The sequence below is a fragment of the Paenibacillus sp. J22FR83 genome (genome assembly GCF_059691955.1).
This window is the reverse complement of record NZ_JCAUAM010000004.1, coordinates 214,396-234,379: the sequence shown is the minus strand read 5'-3', so window position 1 is coordinate 234,379 and position 19,984 is coordinate 214,396. Positions and strand designations below refer to the sequence as shown.

Annotated in this window: 22 protein-coding genes and 1 riboswitch; of the genes, 5 read left to right on the top strand and 17 right to left on the bottom strand. The window is 44.7% G+C overall.

What is annotated here, in order from left to right:
* Positions 1-15 precede the first annotated feature (15 nt).
* The 8 genes from AC58PV_RS09600 to AC58PV_RS09565 all read right to left on the bottom strand — a co-directional run bounded on the left by AC58PV_RS09600 (position 16) and on the right by AC58PV_RS09565 (position 8,270).
* Positions 16-942, bottom strand: a complete 927-nt coding sequence (locus AC58PV_RS09600) for an NAD(P)/FAD-dependent oxidoreductase (protein ID WP_497432032.1) — start codon at positions 940-942, stop codon at positions 16-18.
* 80 nt (positions 943-1,022) lie between these two features.
* Entirely contained in the window at positions 1,023-1,421 is a 399-nt protein-coding gene (locus AC58PV_RS09595) for an RrF2 family transcriptional regulator (protein WP_497432031.1), read from the bottom strand.
* A 75-nt stretch (positions 1,422-1,496) separates the two neighbouring features.
* The gene (locus tag AC58PV_RS09590; protein WP_497432030.1) at positions 1,497-3,170 is read right to left on the bottom strand and encodes an alpha/beta fold hydrolase; all 1,674 of its coding nucleotides are present in this window, start codon (positions 3,168-3,170) and stop codon (positions 1,497-1,499) included.
* 140 nt (positions 3,171-3,310) lie between these two features.
* Complete coding sequence (locus AC58PV_RS09585; protein WP_497432029.1) at positions 3,311-3,763, bottom strand: hypothetical protein; 453 nt, start codon at positions 3,761-3,763, stop codon at positions 3,311-3,313.
* A 23-nt stretch (positions 3,764-3,786) separates the two neighbouring features.
* On the bottom strand, positions 3,787-4,959 hold the full coding sequence (locus tag AC58PV_RS09580; RefSeq protein WP_497432028.1) for an alanyl-tRNA editing protein: 1,173 nt from the start codon (positions 4,957-4,959) through the stop codon (positions 3,787-3,789).
* A gap of 30 nt (positions 4,960-4,989) precedes the next feature.
* Positions 4,990-5,565, bottom strand: coding sequence for a YdeI/OmpD-associated family protein (locus tag AC58PV_RS09575; protein WP_497432162.1), 576 nt, complete (start codon positions 5,563-5,565; stop codon positions 4,990-4,992).
* 39 nt (positions 5,566-5,604) lie between these two features.
* Positions 5,605-6,054: an NUDIX hydrolase gene (locus tag AC58PV_RS09570; RefSeq protein WP_497432027.1), complete on the bottom strand. Its 450-nt coding sequence runs from the start codon at positions 6,052-6,054 to the stop codon at positions 5,605-5,607.
* Positions 6,055-6,158: 104 nt separating this feature from the next.
* On the bottom strand, positions 6,159-8,270 hold the full coding sequence (locus tag AC58PV_RS09565) for a glycoside hydrolase family 52 protein (RefSeq protein WP_497432026.1): 2,112 nt from the start codon (positions 8,268-8,270) through the stop codon (positions 6,159-6,161).
* Positions 8,271-8,446: 176 nt separating this feature from the next.
* Here AC58PV_RS09565 and AC58PV_RS09560 point away from each other — a divergent pair, with 176 nt between their 5' ends.
* Together AC58PV_RS09560 and AC58PV_RS09555 are read left to right on the top strand one after the other, a co-directional pair.
* On the top strand, positions 8,447-9,346 hold the full coding sequence (locus AC58PV_RS09560; protein WP_497432025.1) for a helix-turn-helix transcriptional regulator: 900 nt from the start codon (positions 8,447-8,449) through the stop codon (positions 9,344-9,346).
* 101 nt (positions 9,347-9,447) lie between these two features.
* On the top strand, positions 9,448-10,269 hold the full coding sequence (locus AC58PV_RS09555) for a sugar phosphate isomerase/epimerase family protein (RefSeq protein ID WP_497432024.1): 822 nt from the start codon (positions 9,448-9,450) through the stop codon (positions 10,267-10,269).
* A 275-nt stretch (positions 10,270-10,544) separates the two neighbouring features.
* Here the strand turns inward: AC58PV_RS09555 and AC58PV_RS09550 are convergent, their stop codons facing one another.
* The 3 genes from AC58PV_RS09550 to AC58PV_RS09540 all read right to left on the bottom strand — a co-directional run bounded on the left by AC58PV_RS09550 (position 10,545) and on the right by AC58PV_RS09540 (position 12,284).
* On the bottom strand, positions 10,545-11,012 hold the full coding sequence (locus tag AC58PV_RS09550; RefSeq protein WP_497432023.1) for an SRPBCC family protein: 468 nt from the start codon (positions 11,010-11,012) through the stop codon (positions 10,545-10,547).
* Positions 11,013-11,053: 41 nt separating this feature from the next.
* Complete coding sequence (locus AC58PV_RS09545; protein WP_497432022.1) at positions 11,054-11,482, bottom strand: DUF2569 family protein; 429 nt, start codon at positions 11,480-11,482, stop codon at positions 11,054-11,056.
* Between the two features lie 151 nt (positions 11,483-11,633).
* Positions 11,634-12,284 (bottom strand): CAP domain-containing protein, encoded by a 651-nt coding sequence (locus tag AC58PV_RS09540; protein ID WP_497432021.1) that lies wholly within the window; start codon positions 12,282-12,284, stop codon positions 11,634-11,636.
* Positions 12,285-12,289: 5 nt separating this feature from the next.
* A riboswitch (cyclic di-AMP (ydaO/yuaA leader) is annotated at positions 12,290-12,422 on the bottom strand.
* A gap of 169 nt (positions 12,423-12,591) precedes the next feature.
* On the opposite strand from AC58PV_RS09540, the gene AC58PV_RS09535 reads away from it, so the two are divergent.
* A complete protein-coding gene (locus AC58PV_RS09535; RefSeq protein ID WP_497432020.1) occupies positions 12,592-14,043 on the top strand; it encodes a hypothetical protein in 1,452 nt (483 codons plus the stop codon).
* A 55-nt stretch (positions 14,044-14,098) separates the two neighbouring features.
* Here AC58PV_RS09535 and AC58PV_RS09530 read toward each other — a convergent pair whose 3' ends face one another.
* Both AC58PV_RS09530 and AC58PV_RS09525 read right to left on the bottom strand, forming a co-directional pair.
* Positions 14,099-14,554 carry a hypothetical protein gene (locus tag AC58PV_RS09530; RefSeq protein ID WP_497432019.1) on the bottom strand — a complete coding sequence of 152 codons (456 nt, stop codon included), beginning with the start codon at positions 14,552-14,554 and terminating at the stop codon, positions 14,099-14,101.
* On the bottom strand, positions 14,541-15,338 hold the full coding sequence (locus tag AC58PV_RS09525) for a hypothetical protein (RefSeq protein WP_497432018.1): 798 nt from the start codon (positions 15,336-15,338) through the stop codon (positions 14,541-14,543). The genes AC58PV_RS09530 and AC58PV_RS09525 overlap by 14 nt, the downstream gene beginning before the upstream one ends.
* Before the next feature lie 235 nt (positions 15,339-15,573).
* Here AC58PV_RS09525 and AC58PV_RS09520 point away from each other — a divergent pair, with 235 nt between their 5' ends.
* Positions 15,574-16,104: a DUF84 family protein gene (locus tag AC58PV_RS09520; RefSeq protein ID WP_497432017.1), complete on the top strand. Its 531-nt coding sequence runs from the start codon at positions 15,574-15,576 to the stop codon at positions 16,102-16,104.
* A gap of 82 nt (positions 16,105-16,186) precedes the next feature.
* On the opposite strand, the gene AC58PV_RS09515 is transcribed toward AC58PV_RS09520, so the two are convergent.
* The 4 genes from AC58PV_RS09515 to AC58PV_RS09500 form a co-directional block, all read right to left on the bottom strand.
* Positions 16,187-17,167, bottom strand: a complete 981-nt coding sequence (locus tag AC58PV_RS09515) for a glycerophosphodiester phosphodiesterase family protein (RefSeq protein ID WP_497432016.1) — start codon at positions 17,165-17,167, stop codon at positions 16,187-16,189.
* Positions 17,164-17,595 (bottom strand): hypothetical protein, encoded by a 432-nt coding sequence (locus AC58PV_RS09510; RefSeq protein WP_497432015.1) that lies wholly within the window; start codon positions 17,593-17,595, stop codon positions 17,164-17,166. Before AC58PV_RS09510 ends, AC58PV_RS09515 begins: the two co-directional genes overlap by 4 nt.
* A gap of 277 nt (positions 17,596-17,872) precedes the next feature.
* Entirely contained in the window at positions 17,873-18,472 is a 600-nt protein-coding gene (locus AC58PV_RS09505; RefSeq protein ID WP_497432014.1) for a DUF2238 domain-containing protein, read from the bottom strand.
* Positions 18,473-18,643: 171 nt separating this feature from the next.
* Positions 18,644-19,006, bottom strand: a complete 363-nt coding sequence (locus tag AC58PV_RS09500) for a c-type cytochrome (protein WP_497432013.1) — start codon at positions 19,004-19,006, stop codon at positions 18,644-18,646.
* A gap of 176 nt (positions 19,007-19,182) precedes the next feature.
* Between AC58PV_RS09500 and AC58PV_RS09495 the strand changes: the two genes are divergently transcribed.
* Positions 19,183-19,959, top strand: coding sequence for a gluconate 2-dehydrogenase subunit 3 family protein (locus AC58PV_RS09495; RefSeq protein WP_497432012.1), 777 nt, complete (start codon positions 19,183-19,185; stop codon positions 19,957-19,959).
* Positions 19,960-19,984 lie beyond the last annotated feature (25 nt).

Here is a 19,984-nt window from a genome sequence, read left to right as displayed (position 1 = left end):
TCATGTTGCTTTTATTTACTGCAAATTCGCCTTATCCCAATTCTCAATGAGCAATTCACTATTTATTGCGATACCCGCTAGTGCGCCTAACGAAGCAGCCATAATCAGTTGTTGCATCTCTGATGCCGCATCCCCGGCACTATAGATCCCAGGAACATTCGTCTTACCAAGATTGTCAACCACAACGGTCCCCAACTCTGTCATCGCACAACCGATACTTTGCGGCAACTCGGATCCAATTATTAGTTTCGGGCCAAAGAAAATACCTGTACAAGGAAGCTGTGTTCCGTCCACTAGTTCGACATGTTGAACTTGGCCTTCCTTTGAAACTATCGTACGGATGGGTGCATCGTAGAGCGGTACATTATGTTGTTGGAGTTCTTCTCTCTCAGCATCTGACAAACCGTGAGGTCCATTCGTGCATATGGTGAACTTATCCGTCCAACCTGAGATCACTTTCGCGAAGTGAAACGCCTTCGCTCCATTCACAATGACGACGAGCGACTGATCCCTCAGCTCCCAACCATCACAATACGGACACACGAAAGCACTCTTGCCGTATACCTCGGCCAAACCGTTAATATCCAACGGAGCGTCTTTTTTACCTACTGCAAAAAGCACCTTCTTCCCTTGGAACCGCAATCCCTGAGCCGTCGTAATTTGAAAATCCCCATCGCTTCCTGTTAGGGATACAGCCGTGTCCGATGCAAAATCAACAGATGGATATGCGCGAATCTGTTCGATTGCAATCCGCCGAAACTCGCTTGGTTTGATCCCATCCCGTGTAAGGAAACCATGCGATTCGCGAGTAACCTGATTACGTGGTTGCCCTTCATCAAGAAGCAGCACATTCTTTCTAGCTCTTCCTAGTACCAATGCTGCATTCAGTCCTGCTGGTCCTCCACCGATAATTACACAATCATAGTTCAACGTCTTGTTCATGATTAAATCCTCTCCTCATTCTTATTAGAGACTTAATAGACTCTCAATATCTATAATAGGTCTAAAAAAAGGGACGGATCTTACTCCGTCTCCCCCCGCTTAACTAAATCCGCAATTTTCTTATTTCCCAAATATTGCTCCAACTGTCGTTCAGCATCCATCACAACTTGTTGAATCTGACATTCACTCCCATGATTAAAGCTGCATTCGAATAGTGAAGCAATTCCTTCAATAGCCCGAATGATATCGAGGAAGGAAATGTCCCCGTAATTATGTTTGACGCGATATCCACCGTTAGCTCCAGGTGAAGATTGGATCAATCCGGCCTTGACAAGCTTCGTCATCAATTTGGATAAATATGTCTGTGAAACGCTAAGCTTCTCAGCAAGCACTTGCACACCAACAGGCTTATCAGGTCCGGAGTGTACCAGATAGAGCATCGCATGAAGGGCATAATCGGTCGCCTGTGAGTATTTCATTTTCACACCTCGATTAAAGACTTTATGAGTCTATAATAGCGTTAATCTAAATGTATTTCAAGTTTTTATGCAAACTTATTTGTTTTTAACCCAATTGCCGATGTCGTTGATAACTTCGGACGGGATGTTAGCCCCCTTGAAGTATTCCTGAGGCGTGCTCATGGCTCCCTCGCCTTCGGTATAGAAGTGATTGAGTTTTGGGTACAGGCGATACGTAACATCATTCCGATCTTTCAGATTGTTCTTCCAGATATCAAGCTGTTCCTGCATGACTTGATAATCGCGCCCTCCCTGTAGGATGAGCATTTTTCCTGTCTGAGTCTTCGCCATTTCAGCGGGCTCATAGCTCCGTAGGTCCATAAACCAATTTCCGAGTGAATATTCTTTCGGAGGGTTGGCCGCGGACAAGTTAGGATCCTTCAGGATGGCAAACTGCCCTTTATAAAAGTCCAACGTTTGGGAAGGCATCTGTTTCAGATCTACGAGATAAGAAAACTGTTTCTCCAATAAGTCGAAGAAGGACCCTCCAGGCGCTGACATGAGCACAGCTCCAGCAATTTGCTTGTTTTTATCTGCTTCCACTAGACGCGGCATCATGAAACCTCCTTGGCTGTGTCCGAGTACATAAATCTGTTTCGGATCGATGCCTTCGGTATTGCTCATCTGTTTGACAGCGATAAGCGCATCGTCAAGCGCTTCTTCTTTCATCGTCATATTTGGCAAAAGACTGAGCTGCGCTGGATATTCAAGGCTCCGTTTGTCGTAACGCAGAACGGCAATTCCTTGTGAAGCCAAGCCTGCTGCAAGATCACTGAACGGCTTCAGCGCACCAAGCCACTCGTCACGGTCATTCGGCCCCGATCCGTGTACAAGCACAACCACAGGATGCGGTCCGTTTCCTTTCGGCAGCGTCAATGTGCCAGGTAAAGCCCAGCGACCTTCACCGATCGTCACTTCTTTCTCGCTATATGATTCCGAATTCGCATAGCTCGGCAGTTGGTAACCTTCTAGCTTCGTTGCCGCGGAAGTATCCATCAAAAAGTCATCGATTTCTCCCTCATGATTAAATCTGAGGACGAACGGTATTTCACTCTTTTCAAATGTCAGGGTGAGCCTCACATTCTCGTGCACAATGGTTTTGTCAGACGTGAGTTTGCTAACTCCTTTAAAACTTCCAAGTTGAGCTGTTGCGACTCCGAAAAATTGTTTGATAGTATCCGCGGTAGCAACTGACCCCAAATTGGCACTAAAAAACTTCGTTGAACTGTTGGATGAAGAGCCCAAAGCAGAGGCAATAAAAGCTGTCGCTTTGCCGGTGAGATCCCTTTTGTCAAAGATGATGGCTTGGGCTTGGTCATCCCAACCGATTGTGGTACCTAGTGCTTCATTGAGCGCATGAAGCGCAACATTGGTGCGTTCTTCTATGAGTTGCGCCGCTGAAGGCAATGTCATCGCCTTGCCGTCGATTACGGCTTCAGCGCTGCCTATTTTCAAGAAAAATACATGCCCGAGATACTTGACAGTTACAGACGAGTTGGTCTCGTCCCACAGCACTTCTCCACCGAGCGTTTCGACAACTGCACGTAAAGGGACGATTTGCGCTGAACGGTCCACAGCGATTTGGACTTGTGAAGCCGGAGTGACCTCCAGCGTCTTCGTTGCCGCAGCACTTGAGACAGTCGGGAGACTGACGGTTAAAGCTAGCATAGCCGAGATCACTTTTAAGGGGATTGCAGCATTCGTTTTCATAAGTATGTGCCTCCATTAGAAGAAATAAGAATATTAAAATGAGTCCATAACCTTATATTTAGACGATTGTCTAACAATCTAATAGTAACACGGTCGTTAACATTGTTCAAGTTTCAGAAAGAAAGAACTTCAGACCTTATTCATTGAACCTCTATCACAAAAAAATAAACGGAACTTCCTTTCCTCCAATTTGCGGAAACTCCGTATATGTACACGCCTTTCTCCTTGGGTACCGTCAACATTTGATTCTTGAGTTGCACATTTGCAGGGGACCTATCGTCATCTGTCCATAACTGAACACTCAATGAATTTTGCTTAGGCTTAACTCTAAATTTAATTGAGATTTGGGATTCAGGTGAGACCACAACGGGTTGCAGTCCCGCATAACGAATAAGTTCTCGGGGAGCGACCATATCCGCGCACTTTCCCCCAAGGAAACCTGACCAACAATAAGAACCTTGCGCGAAAGCAATTTTCTTATCGCCAGCCATAATCGTCGGTTTGGGTGGTTCGGACCTAAAGAAGCCCGAAATAAAATAACCCCCAATGACTAACACAGCTGCTACGAAAAAAATGGTTAACCGTTTCTTCATAACATCCCTCCAAACGATCTTCCTTATTTCCCTCTCAATTGCGCTACCGCAAAGTTGTAAAAGGCCAAAGCATCCTCACCGTTTGCGAACCCCGCTTGCGCTAATTTATCACTGCCGCCGCCTTTGCCGTTGTAATTTCCTAGATGAGCTTTGAAGAAAGCACCGCAAGCTTGTGCGTACTGGCCATTATGTGCAAATACAACTTTGTTCTCCGAACGACTCAGAAACAAGATAGGCAAATCTGTCTTTGACGCAACATTCGTCGCTAAACTCTGCATATCTTTCAAAGACCGATCGTCGAACTCTTGGGCGATGACCTCCTGACACACAGCCAACATCTCCTGCGCCAAGTATTCATCTAGTTTCTCTTTCAGCCCGGCTAACTCAGTTTGAACAAGCTTGTGCTCATGCTCCCACTTCGCAATACGGTCCATGATTTCATCTCTACCCGTATTGAATTTACTAGACAGTGCCCCTAGAACTCTCACATTCTCGTTAAATTCAGCTAACGCACGAAAGCCACATAGGAAGTAAATCCGAGTGTTGCCCTTTTGCTTCTCTGTTTTCAAAAGCTTAATCATCCCGATTTCGCCCGTTGACGAAACATGCGTACCTCCGCATGCGTTAAACTCTACGCCACTAATCTCAACAATGCGAATGTTCTTCGTCACCTTAGGTTGTTTGACAAGCGGCAACCGAGCTAACTCCTCAGGTGTAACGAAATAGCTGCTGATCGAGCGATTCTCGTAAATCTTACGATTCACCTCAATCTCAATCGCTGCCAGTTTACTTGATTCAAGATCAAGCGTCTCGACATCAATGGTGCAGTAATCCGTGCCCAGATGAAAGCTCACCGTATTAGCTTCAAATAGATCTCGGCATACCGCCGACAGTAAATGCTGACCGCTATGCTGCTGCATATGATCGAAACGGAGTTGCCAGTCCAGCTTACAATTCACATGCGTATCTTCAGGCATCCGCTCTAGCTTATGTAGAACTTCGTCCTCCTCCAGTAGTACATCCAGGACAGGAATACCATTAATCTCCCCAGCATCACAAGGCTGTCCACCACCATGCGGATAAAATGCCGTCTCTTCCAAGAGGACATAATAACCATCTTCGCGTTCCATTTTTTCAAGAATCGTAGTTTGCCACTCCTGTTGATAGGCATTTTCATAATAAAGCTTATTCGTCATGATGTGCGTTTCCTCTCTGTATGTGAAAGTCTAAGGATAAATTTTTTCTCCATTCTCGAGCATCGTAATGAACTCCTGAATTCGCTTCAGACGCGTTTCTTGCTTCTTGGCAGTATGAATGCGGAACGTAATCGCATATTTATTTTGCCGATCCAGCGTCTCATAGAATGCCTTCGCATCGCTATTTCGCTCCAATTCCAACGCAAAATCCTCTGGAATGGTTGCGTTACTTTGCGATTCATATGCCTTCTCCCACTGCCCATTCTTCTTCGCAGCTTCTATGGCTTTCAAGCCTGACGGCTTCATTTTTCCATTGGCAATTAGAACCTCAGCCTTGTCTTTATTCACTTTGGACCAAATACTTCGAGCACCACGCGGCGTAAAGCGTTGCAGCCAGGACTGCTCGTCCGCCTTTTCTTTCTGGCTATCAATCCACCCATAACACAGGGCACTTTCAAGAGCTTGATCGTAAGAAACCGTTCGAATGCGAGCTCCTTTCTTTGCGATTTGCAACCGAACGCCCGGAGAGGTGCTATGATTTATCGCAAGCCACTGTTCAAAAGCAAGTTGATCTTCGACATGAAGCAGTGGTAATTCGTTTTTCATATTCAAAAGTTTCGCCCCCCTAAAATCTACATGCTTACCTTATACCTTCATCTCATCCGTTTCGCCTAGAAACCCCAAGATTTCAAGCGCCATTTTTAAAATACCGCGATTATTCTCATAACCGTTCAAATTGTGTTCTGCCCACACTTCCTCCGCATTGTGCCAATTCACTCCGCGAATTTCCTCTGTTTGAGCTTTGAGTTCAGCACTAAGGGCTTCGACCAAATAATAGTGTGTTTCCTTCTCGACTTGTCCATGTTCGGAGTGCTCGAACTGATAATAATTGATGATAAGCGGCTGAATAATCTTGCCATCAATATTGGTTTCTTCTTTTATTTCTCGAAGCGCTGCTTGCTCAATCGTCTCCCCGGCTTCCATACGACCTTTCGCAAAAGCCAGTTTCCGATAGCGATCTTCGATAAGTAATATTTGAAAATCATCGCCAATTTGTCGGTAAACGACACCGCCTGCTGAGATTTCTTTTTTCATAATGTTCAATTACCTCCAATCGAACGCACCTCATCCCTTCTATTTTACAAATAGTGCCAACAAAAAAGCAACCAAAGCGAATAGCTTCAGTTGCTCCTATGTTACTATTTCGTTTCTTGCAGCCACAAAATGCTCGTAACCCCGCGCGGATAATACTTGCTCCCCGTAATCTCACCGGAGATAATTTGATCACTCCAGCTCCAGATGGACAAGGTAGGATGCGTCAACCAAGCAACATGGGCTGCATCTGCCCCAGCTCCCTTTTCATCCCAAGGTAGATCTAAGATTTCGCGTGCGACGAATTGGCACAAATAAATTTTGCTTAACCAGGAGTTATTGCTCGTCGAAGAAAGCTTCCAACCGCCATCCGCGAATAGGCAAGTACCTTCAACAAGGACAACATCCAGATGTTTTTTTAATGCTTCGATATAAAAACCATAAGGACCATGGATATCCAATGCCGATTTATTGCCCGTGAAGTATGGGAAAACTAGGCCTTCAATGGCTGGAATGATTTTGGAATCATTCCCTTCACCAACAACCGCAGGTATGTACCCTTCTTCCGTAACGTAAGACGTGACCGTTTGTGCACATTTCAACGCCTGCTCGCTTGCGATAAGAGCCAGATCTTCTCTACCATTTTGAGCAAAAATCGTTTCCATCGCCACGTAAGCCGCCCAACATTTGCCCGCCATATAAATATTGTTACGCGATTGTCCCAGCGAGACATCCAAACTGTCATACGTCGTGATTTCTGCTCCGCCCATCGTGCGTGTGCTGTCCAGTGACATAATCCCGTTGCGTAGTTCTGGATTCGGATGATCGCGATGCAGCATACTCGTTAAACATTTCTCGAAAATCGCAAGATTCGCTTGCAGCCATGCTTGATCATCGGTGTGAGCTACATAGGTTGCTCCGCATAAAGTCCAATTCACTAACTGCTCATGCGTCATGTGAGAGAAACAATCGTCCAAACCGTAGAGCTCATAAGCGGAGTATCCTGGACGAGACAGCGTGTTAGCTACGCCCATATCATGCGTGAACGAAATGCCACCCGGGTATTCTGTAGGATCGCCATGGAAACAAACTTTGTCTTCATAACTATACCGTTTCACGAACATATCAAGTTCATTGCGAACCGTCCAAGGATTGGCAGCTATCTCATAGAACAATTGGTCAACTGTCAAATCGAACGTGTTCATCATCCGGTATTCGCCTTCATTCACGATCCAGAATGGCTCATCATCCATATCCAGCAGTTGCGTGTTCCCATTATAGCTGCGGATCGCATGGGCAAGCATGAACTTCTGATCATCCGATAAGCGAGAATTTGCAATGTTGGCATCTGAAGTTTGCGCTAATGCGAATAATTCATTGAAATGACCTAACGCATAATGGGCAACGGCCTCAATATTCTTGAATAGACGTGTGTAAGTATAGGATGCATCATGACCTGCCGTTACAATGCCTCCACGGTGGAAACAAATGGCGAAATCATACGAACGTTTCTCACCAGGAGGGGTATCCGCGAATAAAGCTCCAACGGTACCGAGTCCGAAAGTCAAGTTTTCTGCAATTTTCATTTTCAAAATATCTTCAATACTAAAATAAAGTCCTGAACGTACATCAGGATCCTTGGAAACAATCGCCGTAATTCGGCCTTGACCTATTCCCGCGGCACCTTCCATCGTATCATCCAACCTGCGCATCGCACTGTAGGGATCTGATCCCTGATAACCGAAGAATACTCGTCTTGCTGCTGTTCCTTTGGTATTATCCACAGTTATCTTAGCAAGCACTGCGGGAACGAGCGCTAAACGTAACTCCTCATCACTGGCTGTTGTAGGATCAGGTACAGACTGAGCAGGAGATATAAGTGTGAATGTCAAATCCCCAGCTGTCCACGTATCCGTACTGACATTGAATTCTCGCCCAACCTCATCCTGTGCAAATGGGAATACCGTTTTCTTTTTTTTCGGCTTTGGATCCGGATTTTCGATATCATAACGAAGACTTTCGTCCTCACTCACATACTCAAAGAAAGGCAATGCATCATAAGTGCCTCCTTGGGTCGTTTCTAGTCCAATATATATATTTTGCTTTGGCGGACGTGCTTGTTCAAGATCGAACCCTCCGCTCTTGCCTGGAAATCCAAGTGTAAAGCTTGCAAATGCGCCGATTGGCGAATGGTGTGCATTGAAAAAGTGATTCTTCATATCAGGATAATGCTCCTCTCTGCTATTTGCCCTTATTATACAATGATCAAAACCCTGAACCCATGGGCAATATGATCTTTCATTTGGACAAAAGAAACATTTGATTCCTAGCTTTATAAGTGAGATAGTTAGGGTAACGAATAGCATATATCCTCTTCCTAAAGGAGTCTTTATGTATGAAAGTCTTTCAACAAGAATCCTTACCCGCGGGTCTCGATAATGTCGTTCATGGCGGTATGCTGCCTGATGTACAAGCATCTTTCCGGATTTTTGCCGCACATCTTCGCAAGGTTAACGCGCAGTGGTCATTCCCTGAGCATCAACATCCGATGTTTGAGCTCAATCTTGTCTTAGACGGTTCACAACGCATGCGTGTAGGGGACAAGCATTTTGTACAAAAACAAGGCGAATTAGTTTGGATACTTCCGAATGAAGTGCATGCAAGCTTAGGCGCAGTCGACGATGCCACGATGGAGTATGTGTGTGTGCATTTGGAGGTTACTGATCCTTGGTTTCGTCAGCAATTAAGTCAAATTGGGCAAATCGTTCACCCAGCTGGGAGCAAAATGGAGAGCTTACTCCGCCCAATCCTTATGGATCTCGCACAAGTAGCACGAGAAAATACCTCCAGCGGATTGAGTCTGAAATTGCAGACGATGCATGCTTCTTTTCGTATTTTCACCGCGTTAAGCGAAATATTGCTCGATGAGACTGTCGTTTCTTCTTCCCAATCAAGCGATTCTGGCTTAGCTGCACGGCTTGCAGGTTTAATCGAGGCACAAGCATCTACACTGCTGCAAGGGCAGGAAACTTTTCGAATAACACGCATGGCCAAAGAACTCGGTTATAGTCCTGCACATTGCAATCGAGTTTTTCACAAAGCATATGGGGTCTCGCCACGGCATTATTTAAGCACGATCAAACTCCGTCAAGCTAAGCTCATGCTCATAGACCCTACCCTTTCTATTGAACATATCGCCGAACAACTGGGGTACAAGGATTTGTCGCAATTCAGCAAACAATTCAAACGATGGACGAATCTATCCCCCACTGCCTACAGACATCTCTCATGGTGAGAATAGGTTGAGTATTTCTGAAGAAACGCTAAGCTTTATGGTGTCGCGTATCCTATACTCATAGATATTTCTAATGAGCTATGAGATAAGGAGCACTGGATATGCAATTAAATGGATATAAATCCTTGTGGGAATGGAACGGTAACTGGAAGGGGAAATTGGAGCAAATCGTAGAGGCTGGCTATTACGGTGTCGAGTACATACCTCCTGCCGACGCTAAGGATGATGCAAAATTTCGAAAAGATTTGGATGAGATGAACTTATCATTCATCGCACAAGTGGTGACGCGTGGCCCGAATCACATCCAATCATTTCGTGAGCAGGTGCTGCGTGCAGCTGCGCTGCGACCTGATCTGATTAATTCGCACAGCGCTGCTGATCGCATGACTGCTGATGAGCAGCTGCGATTCTTCGATGCGGCGCTGCGTGTCGAGCAAGAGATCGGGATTCCGATCGCACATGAGACGCATCGCGGGAGAGCTTTTTTCACGCCGTGGCAAACGGCGGCCGTGTTGAGGCAGTTGCCGGCGCTTACGATTGGCGCCGACTTCAGTCATTGGTGCGCAGCCTGCGAAAGCATGCCGAGTCCGCAGGACGAGGACGTCCAGCTGAGCCTAGCACGCGCCATCCACATTCACGGGCGCGTCGGCTACCCGGAAGGTCCGCAGGTATCGGACCCGCGGGCACCAGAATTCGCCGAACATGTGGAAACCTTCATCGGCTTATGGCTGTCGATTTGCCAGCACCGATTCCATGCCGGTGCTGACACGTTGACTTTCACGCCAGAATTCGGGCCGCCGCCGTATATGCCGGTACTGCCGTTCACACAGCAACCCGTTTCAGATTTGTGGGATGTGAATCTGTGGATGTTTCGGACGTTTAAAGCGCGGTTTGAGGCGAAGTTTGTGGCCCACGGTCAATAACTGTGCACCACACCTAACAGGGAATTCGAAGAGTTTATTGAAAATGGGATAAGAGCCCAGCACGCATTTGGTTATTAGTCCGAAAAAACCGAACTGCATACAAGGATTTCGACTCTGATGAGTGAATAGTTCGATTTTACCCACCTATTTAACAAGTTTCCGTGCTGACCCGCAGTAAAACGCATTTTAAGTAGGTAAAATCGAACTATTCCCGCTTATCTACGGCATCTGTCCCATTTAAGTAGGCAAAATCGAACTAAATGGAGAATACTCCTCTACTGCGCCATCCCCTGCTTTTCAGCCAACATCTTCAACTGCTCATTCCGATAGTTTAGAAATCGTGTCATATATCTTCGCAATACTACCCGCTCCACGACCCATCCGATCCAGCCTAACGGGGCCTCAAAACTTAATGTATCTTTCATTAATGTTCTGCCACCTAAATCAATGAATTCGTGTTCATGTCGCATGCTTTTGAACGTCCCCCGCAACATTTCATCAACAAAGCGGTACGGTCGAATATAATTTGAGATGAGTGACGTGTGTTTTTGCCTAATGAAGAAATGTCTCGCTTCAAAAGTAACCGTATCCCCTCCGCGAACCATGCCTGATGTTGTTCCAGCTATCGCACGCTCCTTGGTATGTGGCCATACAGTTTGCGTATGGATATCAATATCTGATGCCATGTCGAAACAAACATCTATCGTTGCTTCAATTTCGATTTGTGTGAGTATCTTGATCACTGGATGCACCTCATTATTCATTAACTAAACCTATTAGATTTTTAATTGACGAACGTAGCTTTTACTCTCTTCGATTTCAGAAAATATAAGATCCATACCATACTAACCAATCCTATTAAGATCGACACATAATACGAGTTTGGTATTACATGATAGCGTATTATTACGTATCCTAGAGAGAACACTCTTATTAAAATACAAAGGAGTTCAAACCCAATTATCATCTTATAAGTATAAGCCTGCTTAGTCATAAATAAATAAAGAATCAAAACTGATAGGAGTAATTTTATTATTGTTCCAACATCTATGATGATAAGCATCCCATTTCTTTCTTGAAAATCTCGAATAAATTGGCTAAATCCGTTAATCGTTCCCATCCCATATAAAGTCGCGCTAATTAGTAGTGTTAATAAATAAATAAGTAGCCATCCTCCGACTGGTTTGGAGTAGTTTTCTTCTGCTATAGTCATGCTATCATCTCCATCATCTATGTAAATTCCATATTACAACCTCTCAGATCCAACATCTATAATACTATCACATACAAATAGTAGATGGATTTTTAAAATTACAAAAAACAGCCTCCCACAGGGAGACTGCCATGATCTTCGATTTATACATTTAGTTACTAATAAACTCCTGTACCCACTCACCGTTATAATAGGCAACACCGATTTGAGTGAAGTTCGGGCTTAGAATGTTTTGGCGGTGACCTGAACTGTTCATCCATGCGGTCATGACGGCTTGTGGTGTTTGTTGCCCTTTGGCGATATTTTCACCTGCGTAGGAATAAGGAATACCATAAGCGCTCATCATATCGAAAGGTGAACCGTACGTTGGTGACGTATGATCAAAGTATCCGTTGTTGTACATATCTTTCGCTTTATCCAGCGCCATCGTCGTCAGTGCGCTATTGCTGGTTAGAGGCTTCAATCCTGCCTTCGATCGTTCTTGGTTGACCAAGGTAACCACTTGACTTGCAAAAGTGGACTGAGTCGGTGTTGGCGTAACCTGTGGTTTCGTCACAACGGTTGTGCCCGAGCCTCCAGGAATGTTTAGCTTCATCCCCGACCAAATCACATTGGGATTGGCTACTTGTGGATTCGCCTGAATAAGCGAAGTAAGGCTGACGCCATATTTCTGAGAAATTAACCACATGGTATCGTTCCCCGCTACGGTATGCGTTCCCGTTGCAGCCCACGCTGCGTTTGCCCCCATAAGCACACTCAAACCTAAGGCACCTGTCATAACTAGCTTCTTGTAACGCTTCAAATCAAACCTCTCCTTTTTGCGGCCTGCGAGGTTAGCTGTCGGATTCGGATCAAAGAGTAATCACCCGGTCGCACAACGCGACTTCACCCCAAAGATTGGTTCCCCCGTGCTTCAAAAAAGCTTCGGCCTTCTAAGTTATGGATCCAGCTTGGATCTCAACGATTGTAACATGGGAAATCAGTGAGATCATGACTCAAAATTTACCAACAGCATCACCAACTGGATATCTCCTCCTTTAAACATACAACTTTTCCCATCATCCTGCGTCTAATCAGTAGCTATATAAATTTAGAAAAGGGTGATGAATTTGAAAAAATTTGCCATACAATGCACGTTTGTCATTCTCGGATTCATGTTTTGGTTGTTTCCGTTACTTCCAACACAGGTTTCAGCTAGCGTATCTGTGAAAGCATCTCTGCCCTATTTTTCCGTTCAAATTAATGGTCAGAATATGGATATCGCTCATAGTAAATACCCGTTTCTCGTGTATAGAGACATCACTTACTTACCCATGACGTGGAATAACTTCCAAACGCTCGGCATTGAGTACAACTGGAGTGATGCGGATGGATTGCAAATTTGGTCCAATCGCAACTTCCCTCCGCCTATTCGTCAAACACCACTCGAACAAGATCTAACAACGAAGCGGAATGCAAACAGTTACGTTGTCCAAGTTGCTGATGTGCCGATCACAATGAATCAGATCGAAATCAATAATCGAACAGAGCCCTACCCTTTTCTAACGTATCAAGATGTAACTTATATGCCACTGACTTGGCGATTCGTTCATGATCTTCTTAAGATCGACATCCAATGGAGTGATGAGAAAGGCCTATCGCTAGTTGGCGGACAAAATGCCATCTATTCGATCATCGGTGACGATGATCATTCGTTATATTTCTACTCCTTGCTTAACGCGGACCCTTCCAAATCAATGCTGAAGATGGATAAAAGCAACTTGCAAGTACAATGGAAAAATCTCAAAGAACAAGAACAATTCATCAAAGGCCTATCCACCACACCACATCCATTAGCTGGCCAACCCGTAGAGTTGGTGCGTAAAGATCGTGATTTATACTATGGTGAGTTAAAAGTATACACATTAACAGACGCCGATGTATGGGAAGCGGCTGACTGGGGAGCCCCTGTTCATACATACAAGGCATTCGCTGCAGGCGATAATCGAACGATCTTATCCATTAATTTGACCTTGCCCCTTCCGGTTATTGGTCCAAACTATGGCTCGACTTATACATTTCTCATTCAAAATGGGAACGTGACACGACTCGAGGACTTCAATCAAAAGATTGATCGCGTCATCCCCAATTCTGATGGTACAGTATGGATCGCTTCTGACAGATTGCCTAGTCGAAATAACTATATTGGGGGAAGTGCACGCGTTGGCTTGCTCAAGCAAGATGGTACTGTCCAAATGGTAAACGGATTGCTTCATGAATCGGATGTTATGGTATTAGGTTTAACGAACCTTTCTTTGCCCAATCCAGCATCCCAAGATGGTAGTCTATATATCGTACTGAATGGTATTTCAAATAAGGACTATACTGCGCAAGACACAGCGGGGCTCTATACGCTGAATACGAAATTGGAAACAAAACGATTATCTAACTATGTTTTTGGCGACTATTATTTGGATAAAAACCGAGACATCTTCATTAAGCATCGCAATAATACGATTGAAAACTTGGCTACAGGCGAGATTCGAACGTGGTTTGATTATGAATTAGCTGCTATGAAATAAGAATACTTAGGTTGTAAATCGAAAGAGGCTATTGGATACAGATCCATTAGCCTCTTTACATCTTTCCCACAGATAATGCTTGATACTCCCACAACACATGCGTTATCTCTCGATAGCGTTCCTCATGGCATTGAATAATGACAGCCAACTCGGGTAGTTTCACTTTTTTCCGAAGCACATGTTTAAACACTCTCGTTTGTAAGAACCTCGTGATGCAATATCCTAAAATAAATCCACCAATCGCACACATAACTCCCCAAATAATCGGACCCCAATACAAAACAAAGCCAATACAAATCCCAATTACCGTAAACGCTGTGGAAGTTGCCATCCCCACCTCAAATGCAAGACTTTTCTTATTCGGATTCGAATTGTAATTATTATCGGGTATGTCCATATAATTATCCATCATGACGGTCATAATTTCATTACGAGGTACTCCCATGTTTTCCAGCACGGCCAGAGCTTCTTCTACCTCAATCGAATGCTCAAATGTACTAATAATCAACATGCGGGGCATTCTCCTTTTCAAATAACTGGATTGGAAAATGTGGGTACTTCTCCGTTAAATACTGTTTCTGCTCAATTCGAAAAAGTCTGTTATGATCAATTGCCGTCATATAGGCGTCATACATTGCGCCACAAATGACCGAAGGCATAAATAATAGCCAATGTGGGCTTAAAAGCGATGTTGATTTGGATAGATTGCCAAGTACTAGATAAAGTGCAGCTTCATGTGAACGCGACATGCTCATATAGACAAACCACCAGAACACCCCATAGAAACCTAAGCCGATTCGGTTATTGTAGAGTTGCCCTAGACCAGGAAAAGCAAAGGAACTAATCAGTGCGGCCCATGGCCTCTTGCGACCGATATTCGTGATCGTCCACGGTTTCATTAGATTGGAAGTAAGCTTGGCTCCCTCCAGTTTGGCCAGATGATATTGTTTATTCGCATGAATGGCTTTGATATAACTATCCCAAATTGAAAATAAATAAACGATAGCATAAGCAAATGCCCATCTCGGTTCAATAACTTGTGTTACCATGTCGAATTGTCCACTGAAAGAGTAATAGATCGCCTCATTAATTCCAGCAAGTGAGTTGATAGCCACTTCCCAAGCTGACAACAGGAATCCGCGAATAAATTGATGGAGCAAGAAATGTCCAAATCCTGGAAACGACGCTGACCACCACGCAATAATCTTCGGGTCCTGCCAACGCAAGCTGCTTAAACCGTCCTGACTTAATAAAGCTTGGTGCCTCCGAGGCGTCTGGGATTGTACAGTGCTCAAGTTCGATTGATTCTCCTTATCAATTGGTTTGTATAAACAAATTTTTCCCAGTATTCCATCAGACTAGTCGAATTTATTTATATGTAGTTTTAACAAATATTCCCAACATGCATGATTTTAAAACCTTACAGTGAATGTAGGATTTCACCTCTCCACGTGATTATTAGGAAAACATGATATACTAGTTCTTATTGCATACGTTCATCGGATAAAGAGAAGTTAGGAGTGATGTCAAATGTTCGACAAGACGATACGAATTGCATTAGGCACAAATAATCAAGCAAAGAGAGCTGCTGTAGTAGCCGCTACTGGCATAGAACCGATTTGTCACGCTGTTCCCTCTGGTGTATCTGACCAGCCGTTGACAGAAGACGAAACCATCTTAGGTGCCATCACTAGAGCTCGAAATGTACTTGCGGCGGAACCTAATGCCGAATTTGGACTTGGACTTGAAGGTGGACTTACCTACGACAGCGCCTACACTAGGCAGTGGTATCTCTTCTCGGTTTGTGCCGCTTGGGACGGGAATCAGCTTTTCATCGGCAAGGGTTTATATTTCCCCATTCCAAACCATATTGGCGAGAAATTAGTGCAAGGTGGAACCGAGCTGCGTCACATTATAGATGAACTGAGCTCTACGGTGGGAAGCAATCACAAAGAAGGTGCTTACGGTCTATTTACAGATGGGCGTATTACGAGGAGTGATGTTTTTCGCGATGCGGTCATTGCAGCCCTGACACCTTTTCAATCTAAGTTTTATAAGTAAAATTCGAATGATCGTATTCATGAGACAGCGAAAGAGGGCTTCCTGCCTGTAGACAATTCTACTAGCAGTTGCCCTCTTCTGTTTATTTATAGATTGGTGCAATGCGATCAATTCGATTCGTCCATATCCCACCTGAGAAAGCAGCTGGTAGCCGATTCAGGTCCTCCGGCGTGTCAAATCCGGTTGAGAACTCCGTCCCATTTCCACCAACTACGATCACTCTGGTATCTACGCGATCCATTCGATTTAGAAACCTATTCGGCCATCCCCACAGCAGCGGAGCTAACTTCTCTGGCATATGAATCTGCATATGTTCACATGAACTTGGAATAATACCTGTCCATCCATATGCCAGATATGGGAGCAGACAGCTTTTCATCGCATCAACGGAAATGACTCGCATATCTGGCAGTTTATCTTTTATCATAGATACAGGTAAATCCCCGCCATAGATGGTCAGCTGGCTACTGCGTTCCGGTGAAAGCTTAGCCAACATATCCCCCAATACTTTGCCTTCATGAGGATCATCGGTTTTAATATGAATGAGGAGCATCTTATCCGAGAACTGTGTGAGCACTTCCTGTAATGAGGGCATTAACCCAATGCCTTTGCCTCGAAAAGGGTACGATTTCCCATTATCAGCCGTGTATCCGTAGCCAATATCCACTTTTTTCAGCTCAGCCATCGTATAATCTTTCGACTGACCTGATACATTCGTTCGGCAGTCTAACGTCCAGTCATGAAATACGGCAAACTGATCATCTTTCGTGATATGGATATCGAATTCAATCTCATCGGCACCAGCGTCAAACGCGGCTTGCATGGATGGAATCGTATTCTCTAGATACGCGTGTTCCGGCTCATAGATTCGCTCCGCTGTGCACGTATCATTTTTCAAATTCTCCGTGTGGAACGTTTGCGCGAGACCGCGATGTGCCATGAGAAAAGGCGGTCCACTCCGTTCATTGGCAAGCAATGATGTGTTATTGATATAGATAAATCCAATAAGAATGAGTACAGCCCACACTAGTTTACTTCTGAATAGTTTACGCAATCGCGTCATACGTCCTCCGATTGGATCAGATCCGTTTGAAATCCGTCCTCCTGTTTCTCCTCCAAACTGTAAATGGTGAGCAGGGCACTTGTCCGTTTGGCTACCCGTAATTCAAGTAATTGATCTACATGAAATTGTTCGTATTCTGTAGCTTTTACACGCAATTTCAATAACTTCCCATTTGGTTTTCGAATATGAATGCGAAATTCCTCAACAAATTCCACTTTCGCCACCATTTTCTCCGCATCATTTTGAACGAGATCGATGATAATAATCATTGCTAGAATAAGAAAAACACCCAGACAAAAACTGAAAATAACAACAAAACCAACAGGATGATGGGCACCTATATGAATGATGAGTTGTAGCAAACACATGAAGAAAAATATACAAGCTCCAACAAGCTGAGCTTTCAATGACCGTTCGTATAGCTTCACAGTTCGTATCCCTCCTTACTATCCTTTCCTACAGTAATTCGTGAAAAGCTGTCACTTCCCTTTTTTTACCTGATTGGAACCCTCAACCCCAACTTGAAAAGCCCACTAGAGCATCATGGCTCCCGCGGGCAATTTACATAAATAGCATTATCGTGCTTTTCTTTTTCGCTTATGAAAGACGAACCAAGCAATTCCGATCGTTCCAGCCGCAAGGACAACGCTAAACAATACGATGTAACTCAGATGAAATAATTGCAACAGATCCCCTCCTCTCCAATTATCTAACATCCACCAATGGCAGCTCCCGTTTCCTCGCTTTCAGAACCAAGTAACCTGCGGTAATTATTGCCCCACAAGTGCCACAAATGATGTCCGTCATCGTATCGAGCAGACTGCCGTTCTGTGAGTTGAGCCCGAAGAGGTGGTCCGTCGCGAACTCGAAGATCTCCCATACGCCCGCCATCGCGACAGAAAAGAACAAGCACAGCCACACCGCGACTTGCGAGGATGGTGGCTCTGTTCCTTCGGGATGGCTCGCTGCTTTGCTGTAAATCATCAAACCGATGAAGCAGAGAATTACCCCAGAGAAAAGATGTTCGATTTTATCCAAATAAGGAATGACACCATAATAGCCGAATTCATTGGCAAGGAACATCGTAACGAAAATAAACAGCAGCACACAGAAACGCAGTGAAGTAAACATGGTTGTCTTCGTCCATTTGACAACGAGTCGAATGAGCTGGAGAACGGCCACAATAAGCACAGCTTGAAACACTTTCGCGCCATTTCCTTTTACAAGAAAGTAAACAAAACAGCCCCCTGCTAATACATACATCGCGAGTTCAAAGAGATCATTCCACCGATCTTTACCTTTCATCTGGTTCAACTCCCTATGGCTTAATGTGAAAAGGAAGCGCCTACTATTTCCACTTTGTATCCATGACTAATTAATCCTATGCCTACCATGGCACAAAATGAGTTGTCCATCCCGCTGCAAAAGAAAAATCCCGCCTTCCCGCTTTACAGCGAAGAGGCGGGTTAATCCTGACTATTTTTTGTCTGCAAGCCATGTGGATAACGAATTAATCTCGTCATCAGACAGCTTCCCTTTGAAAGAAGGCATTGCACCTTTCCCATTGGTGATGATCGCGGTCAGTTGTTCCTTCGAGTGCTTTCCGCCAACCTTCTGGAGACTTGGACCGACTAAGCCCTCCAAATTGGCACCATGACAGCTGACACAATTGGCCTTATAGACTGTCTGTCCATCAGCTTTGGTTGTTGTTCCAGTCGTAGCCGATGCTGTTGGCGCTGTTGATGTACCCGCACTTGGGCTAGGCGTTGTTTCACTTTTACCGCAAGCCGATAAAGCTCCCGCGAGTATAAGGGTGAGAACTACGATCTTTTTGTTCATACGTATGCGTCTCCTTACATTCATAGGGTCAAATCCATGTATAGAAATCGGAAACCTACCAATACATTACCCACGTTTCCATATTTTCATGCAATTCATGCATAGGAAATACGCTTACAGCTCAACATATCCATAACTACCAAGAAGTACATAAAATTCCATGGAGGTATGACAAGTTGGCTGATAAAAACACGCACAATCATACGCCTGATCACTCACGTCGCCGTTTTCTCAAGTACACCGGAACTGCCATTGGTGGCGTCGTGGTTGGTGGTGTCATTGGAAGCGCAGTATCTGGAGGCTTTAAGAAAGATGCCACCAAGACTTCTCCTTCCCCTTCAGCGAGTCCGACAACGCAAGTCACGGCTGATTATAATCAAGCGCCGATGTTCTTCAATCAATCCCAACTGCAAATCGCTGAAGCCGCAGCAGAACGAATTTTCCCTAAGGATGATAGCGGACCGGGAGCTGCAGAGCTTGGCGCTGCCTTCTACATTGACCATCAGTTAGCGAGCCCTTGGGGAGTGAATGCCCGCACTTATCGGATGGGACCGTTCGTGAAAGGTGAAGTCACGCAAGGGGATTATCTCAGCATTCAACGCCATGAGCTCATTACAATGGGACTTCACAGCCTTGAAGAAACAGCCAAAACCAAGTATACGAAAGGCTTCATTGATATTACACCTGAAGAACAAGATGCGATCCTAACCTCGATGGAAAAAGGTGAAATCAGTGTCGTAAATGGGATAACAGGTAAAACCTTTTTCAACCTGTTTCGAGTACTCGTAATGGAAGGTGTTTATTCCGATCCTTTATACGGCGGGAATAAGAATATGGCTGGCTGGAAAATGCGCAAATATCCAGGCAATCAGATGACGTATACGAACATGATCGACAAAGATCAGTTTGTTGTCATGGAGCCACGCAGCTTGCACGATCATTTCGTCCATTAAAGGTTAAGGTACATATCTCACGAAG

What these genes read in the sequence shown, in the direction of transcription:
- AC58PV_RS09580 (WP_497432028.1), bottom strand. Translation starts at nt 4,959, where the DNA reads ATGACGAATAAGCTTTATTATGAAAATGCCTATCAACAGGAGTGGCAA.
- AC58PV_RS09585 (WP_497432029.1), bottom strand. Translation starts at nt 3,763, where the DNA reads ATGAAGAAACGGTTAACCATTTTTTTCGTAGCAGCTGTGTTAGTCATT.
- AC58PV_RS09530 (WP_497432019.1), bottom strand. Translation starts at nt 14,554, where the DNA reads ATGTTGATTATTAGTACATTTGAGCATTCGATTGAGGTAGAAGAAGCT.
- AC58PV_RS09570 (WP_497432027.1), bottom strand. Translation starts at nt 6,054, where the DNA reads ATGAAAAAAGAAATCTCAGCAGGCGGTGTCGTTTACCGACAAATTGGC.
- AC58PV_RS09575 (WP_497432162.1), bottom strand. Translation starts at nt 5,565, where the DNA reads ATGAAAAACGAATTACCACTGCTTCATGTCGAAGATCAACTTGCTTTT.
- AC58PV_RS09565 (WP_497432026.1), bottom strand. Translation starts at nt 8,270, where the DNA reads ATGAAGAATCACTTTTTCAATGCACACCATTCGCCAATCGGCGCATTT.
- AC58PV_RS09595 (WP_497432031.1), bottom strand. Translation starts at nt 1,421, where the DNA reads ATGAAATACTCACAGGCGACCGATTATGCCCTTCATGCGATGCTCTAT.
- AC58PV_RS09500 (WP_497432013.1), bottom strand. Translation starts at nt 19,006, where the DNA reads ATGAACAAAAAGATCGTAGTTCTCACCCTTATACTCGCGGGAGCTTTA.
- AC58PV_RS09520 (WP_497432017.1), top strand. Translation starts at nt 15,574, where the DNA reads ATGTTCGACAAGACGATACGAATTGCATTAGGCACAAATAATCAAGCA.
- AC58PV_RS09560 (WP_497432025.1), top strand. Translation starts at nt 8,447, where the DNA reads ATGAAAGTCTTTCAACAAGAATCCTTACCCGCGGGTCTCGATAATGTC.
- AC58PV_RS09600 (WP_497432032.1), bottom strand. Translation starts at nt 942, where the DNA reads ATGAACAAGACGTTGAACTATGATTGTGTAATTATCGGTGGAGGACCA.
- AC58PV_RS09545 (WP_497432022.1), bottom strand. Translation starts at nt 11,482, where the DNA reads ATGACTATAGCAGAAGAAAACTACTCCAAACCAGTCGGAGGATGGCTA.
- AC58PV_RS09555 (WP_497432024.1), top strand. Translation starts at nt 9,448, where the DNA reads ATGCAATTAAATGGATATAAATCCTTGTGGGAATGGAACGGTAACTGG.
- AC58PV_RS09505 (WP_497432014.1), bottom strand. Translation starts at nt 18,472, where the DNA reads ATGAAAGGTAAAGATCGGTGGAATGATCTCTTTGAACTCGCGATGTAT.
- AC58PV_RS09590 (WP_497432030.1), bottom strand. Translation starts at nt 3,170, where the DNA reads ATGAAAACGAATGCTGCAATCCCCTTAAAAGTGATCTCGGCTATGCTA.
- AC58PV_RS09515 (WP_497432016.1), bottom strand. Translation starts at nt 17,167, where the DNA reads ATGACGCGATTGCGTAAACTATTCAGAAGTAAACTAGTGTGGGCTGTA.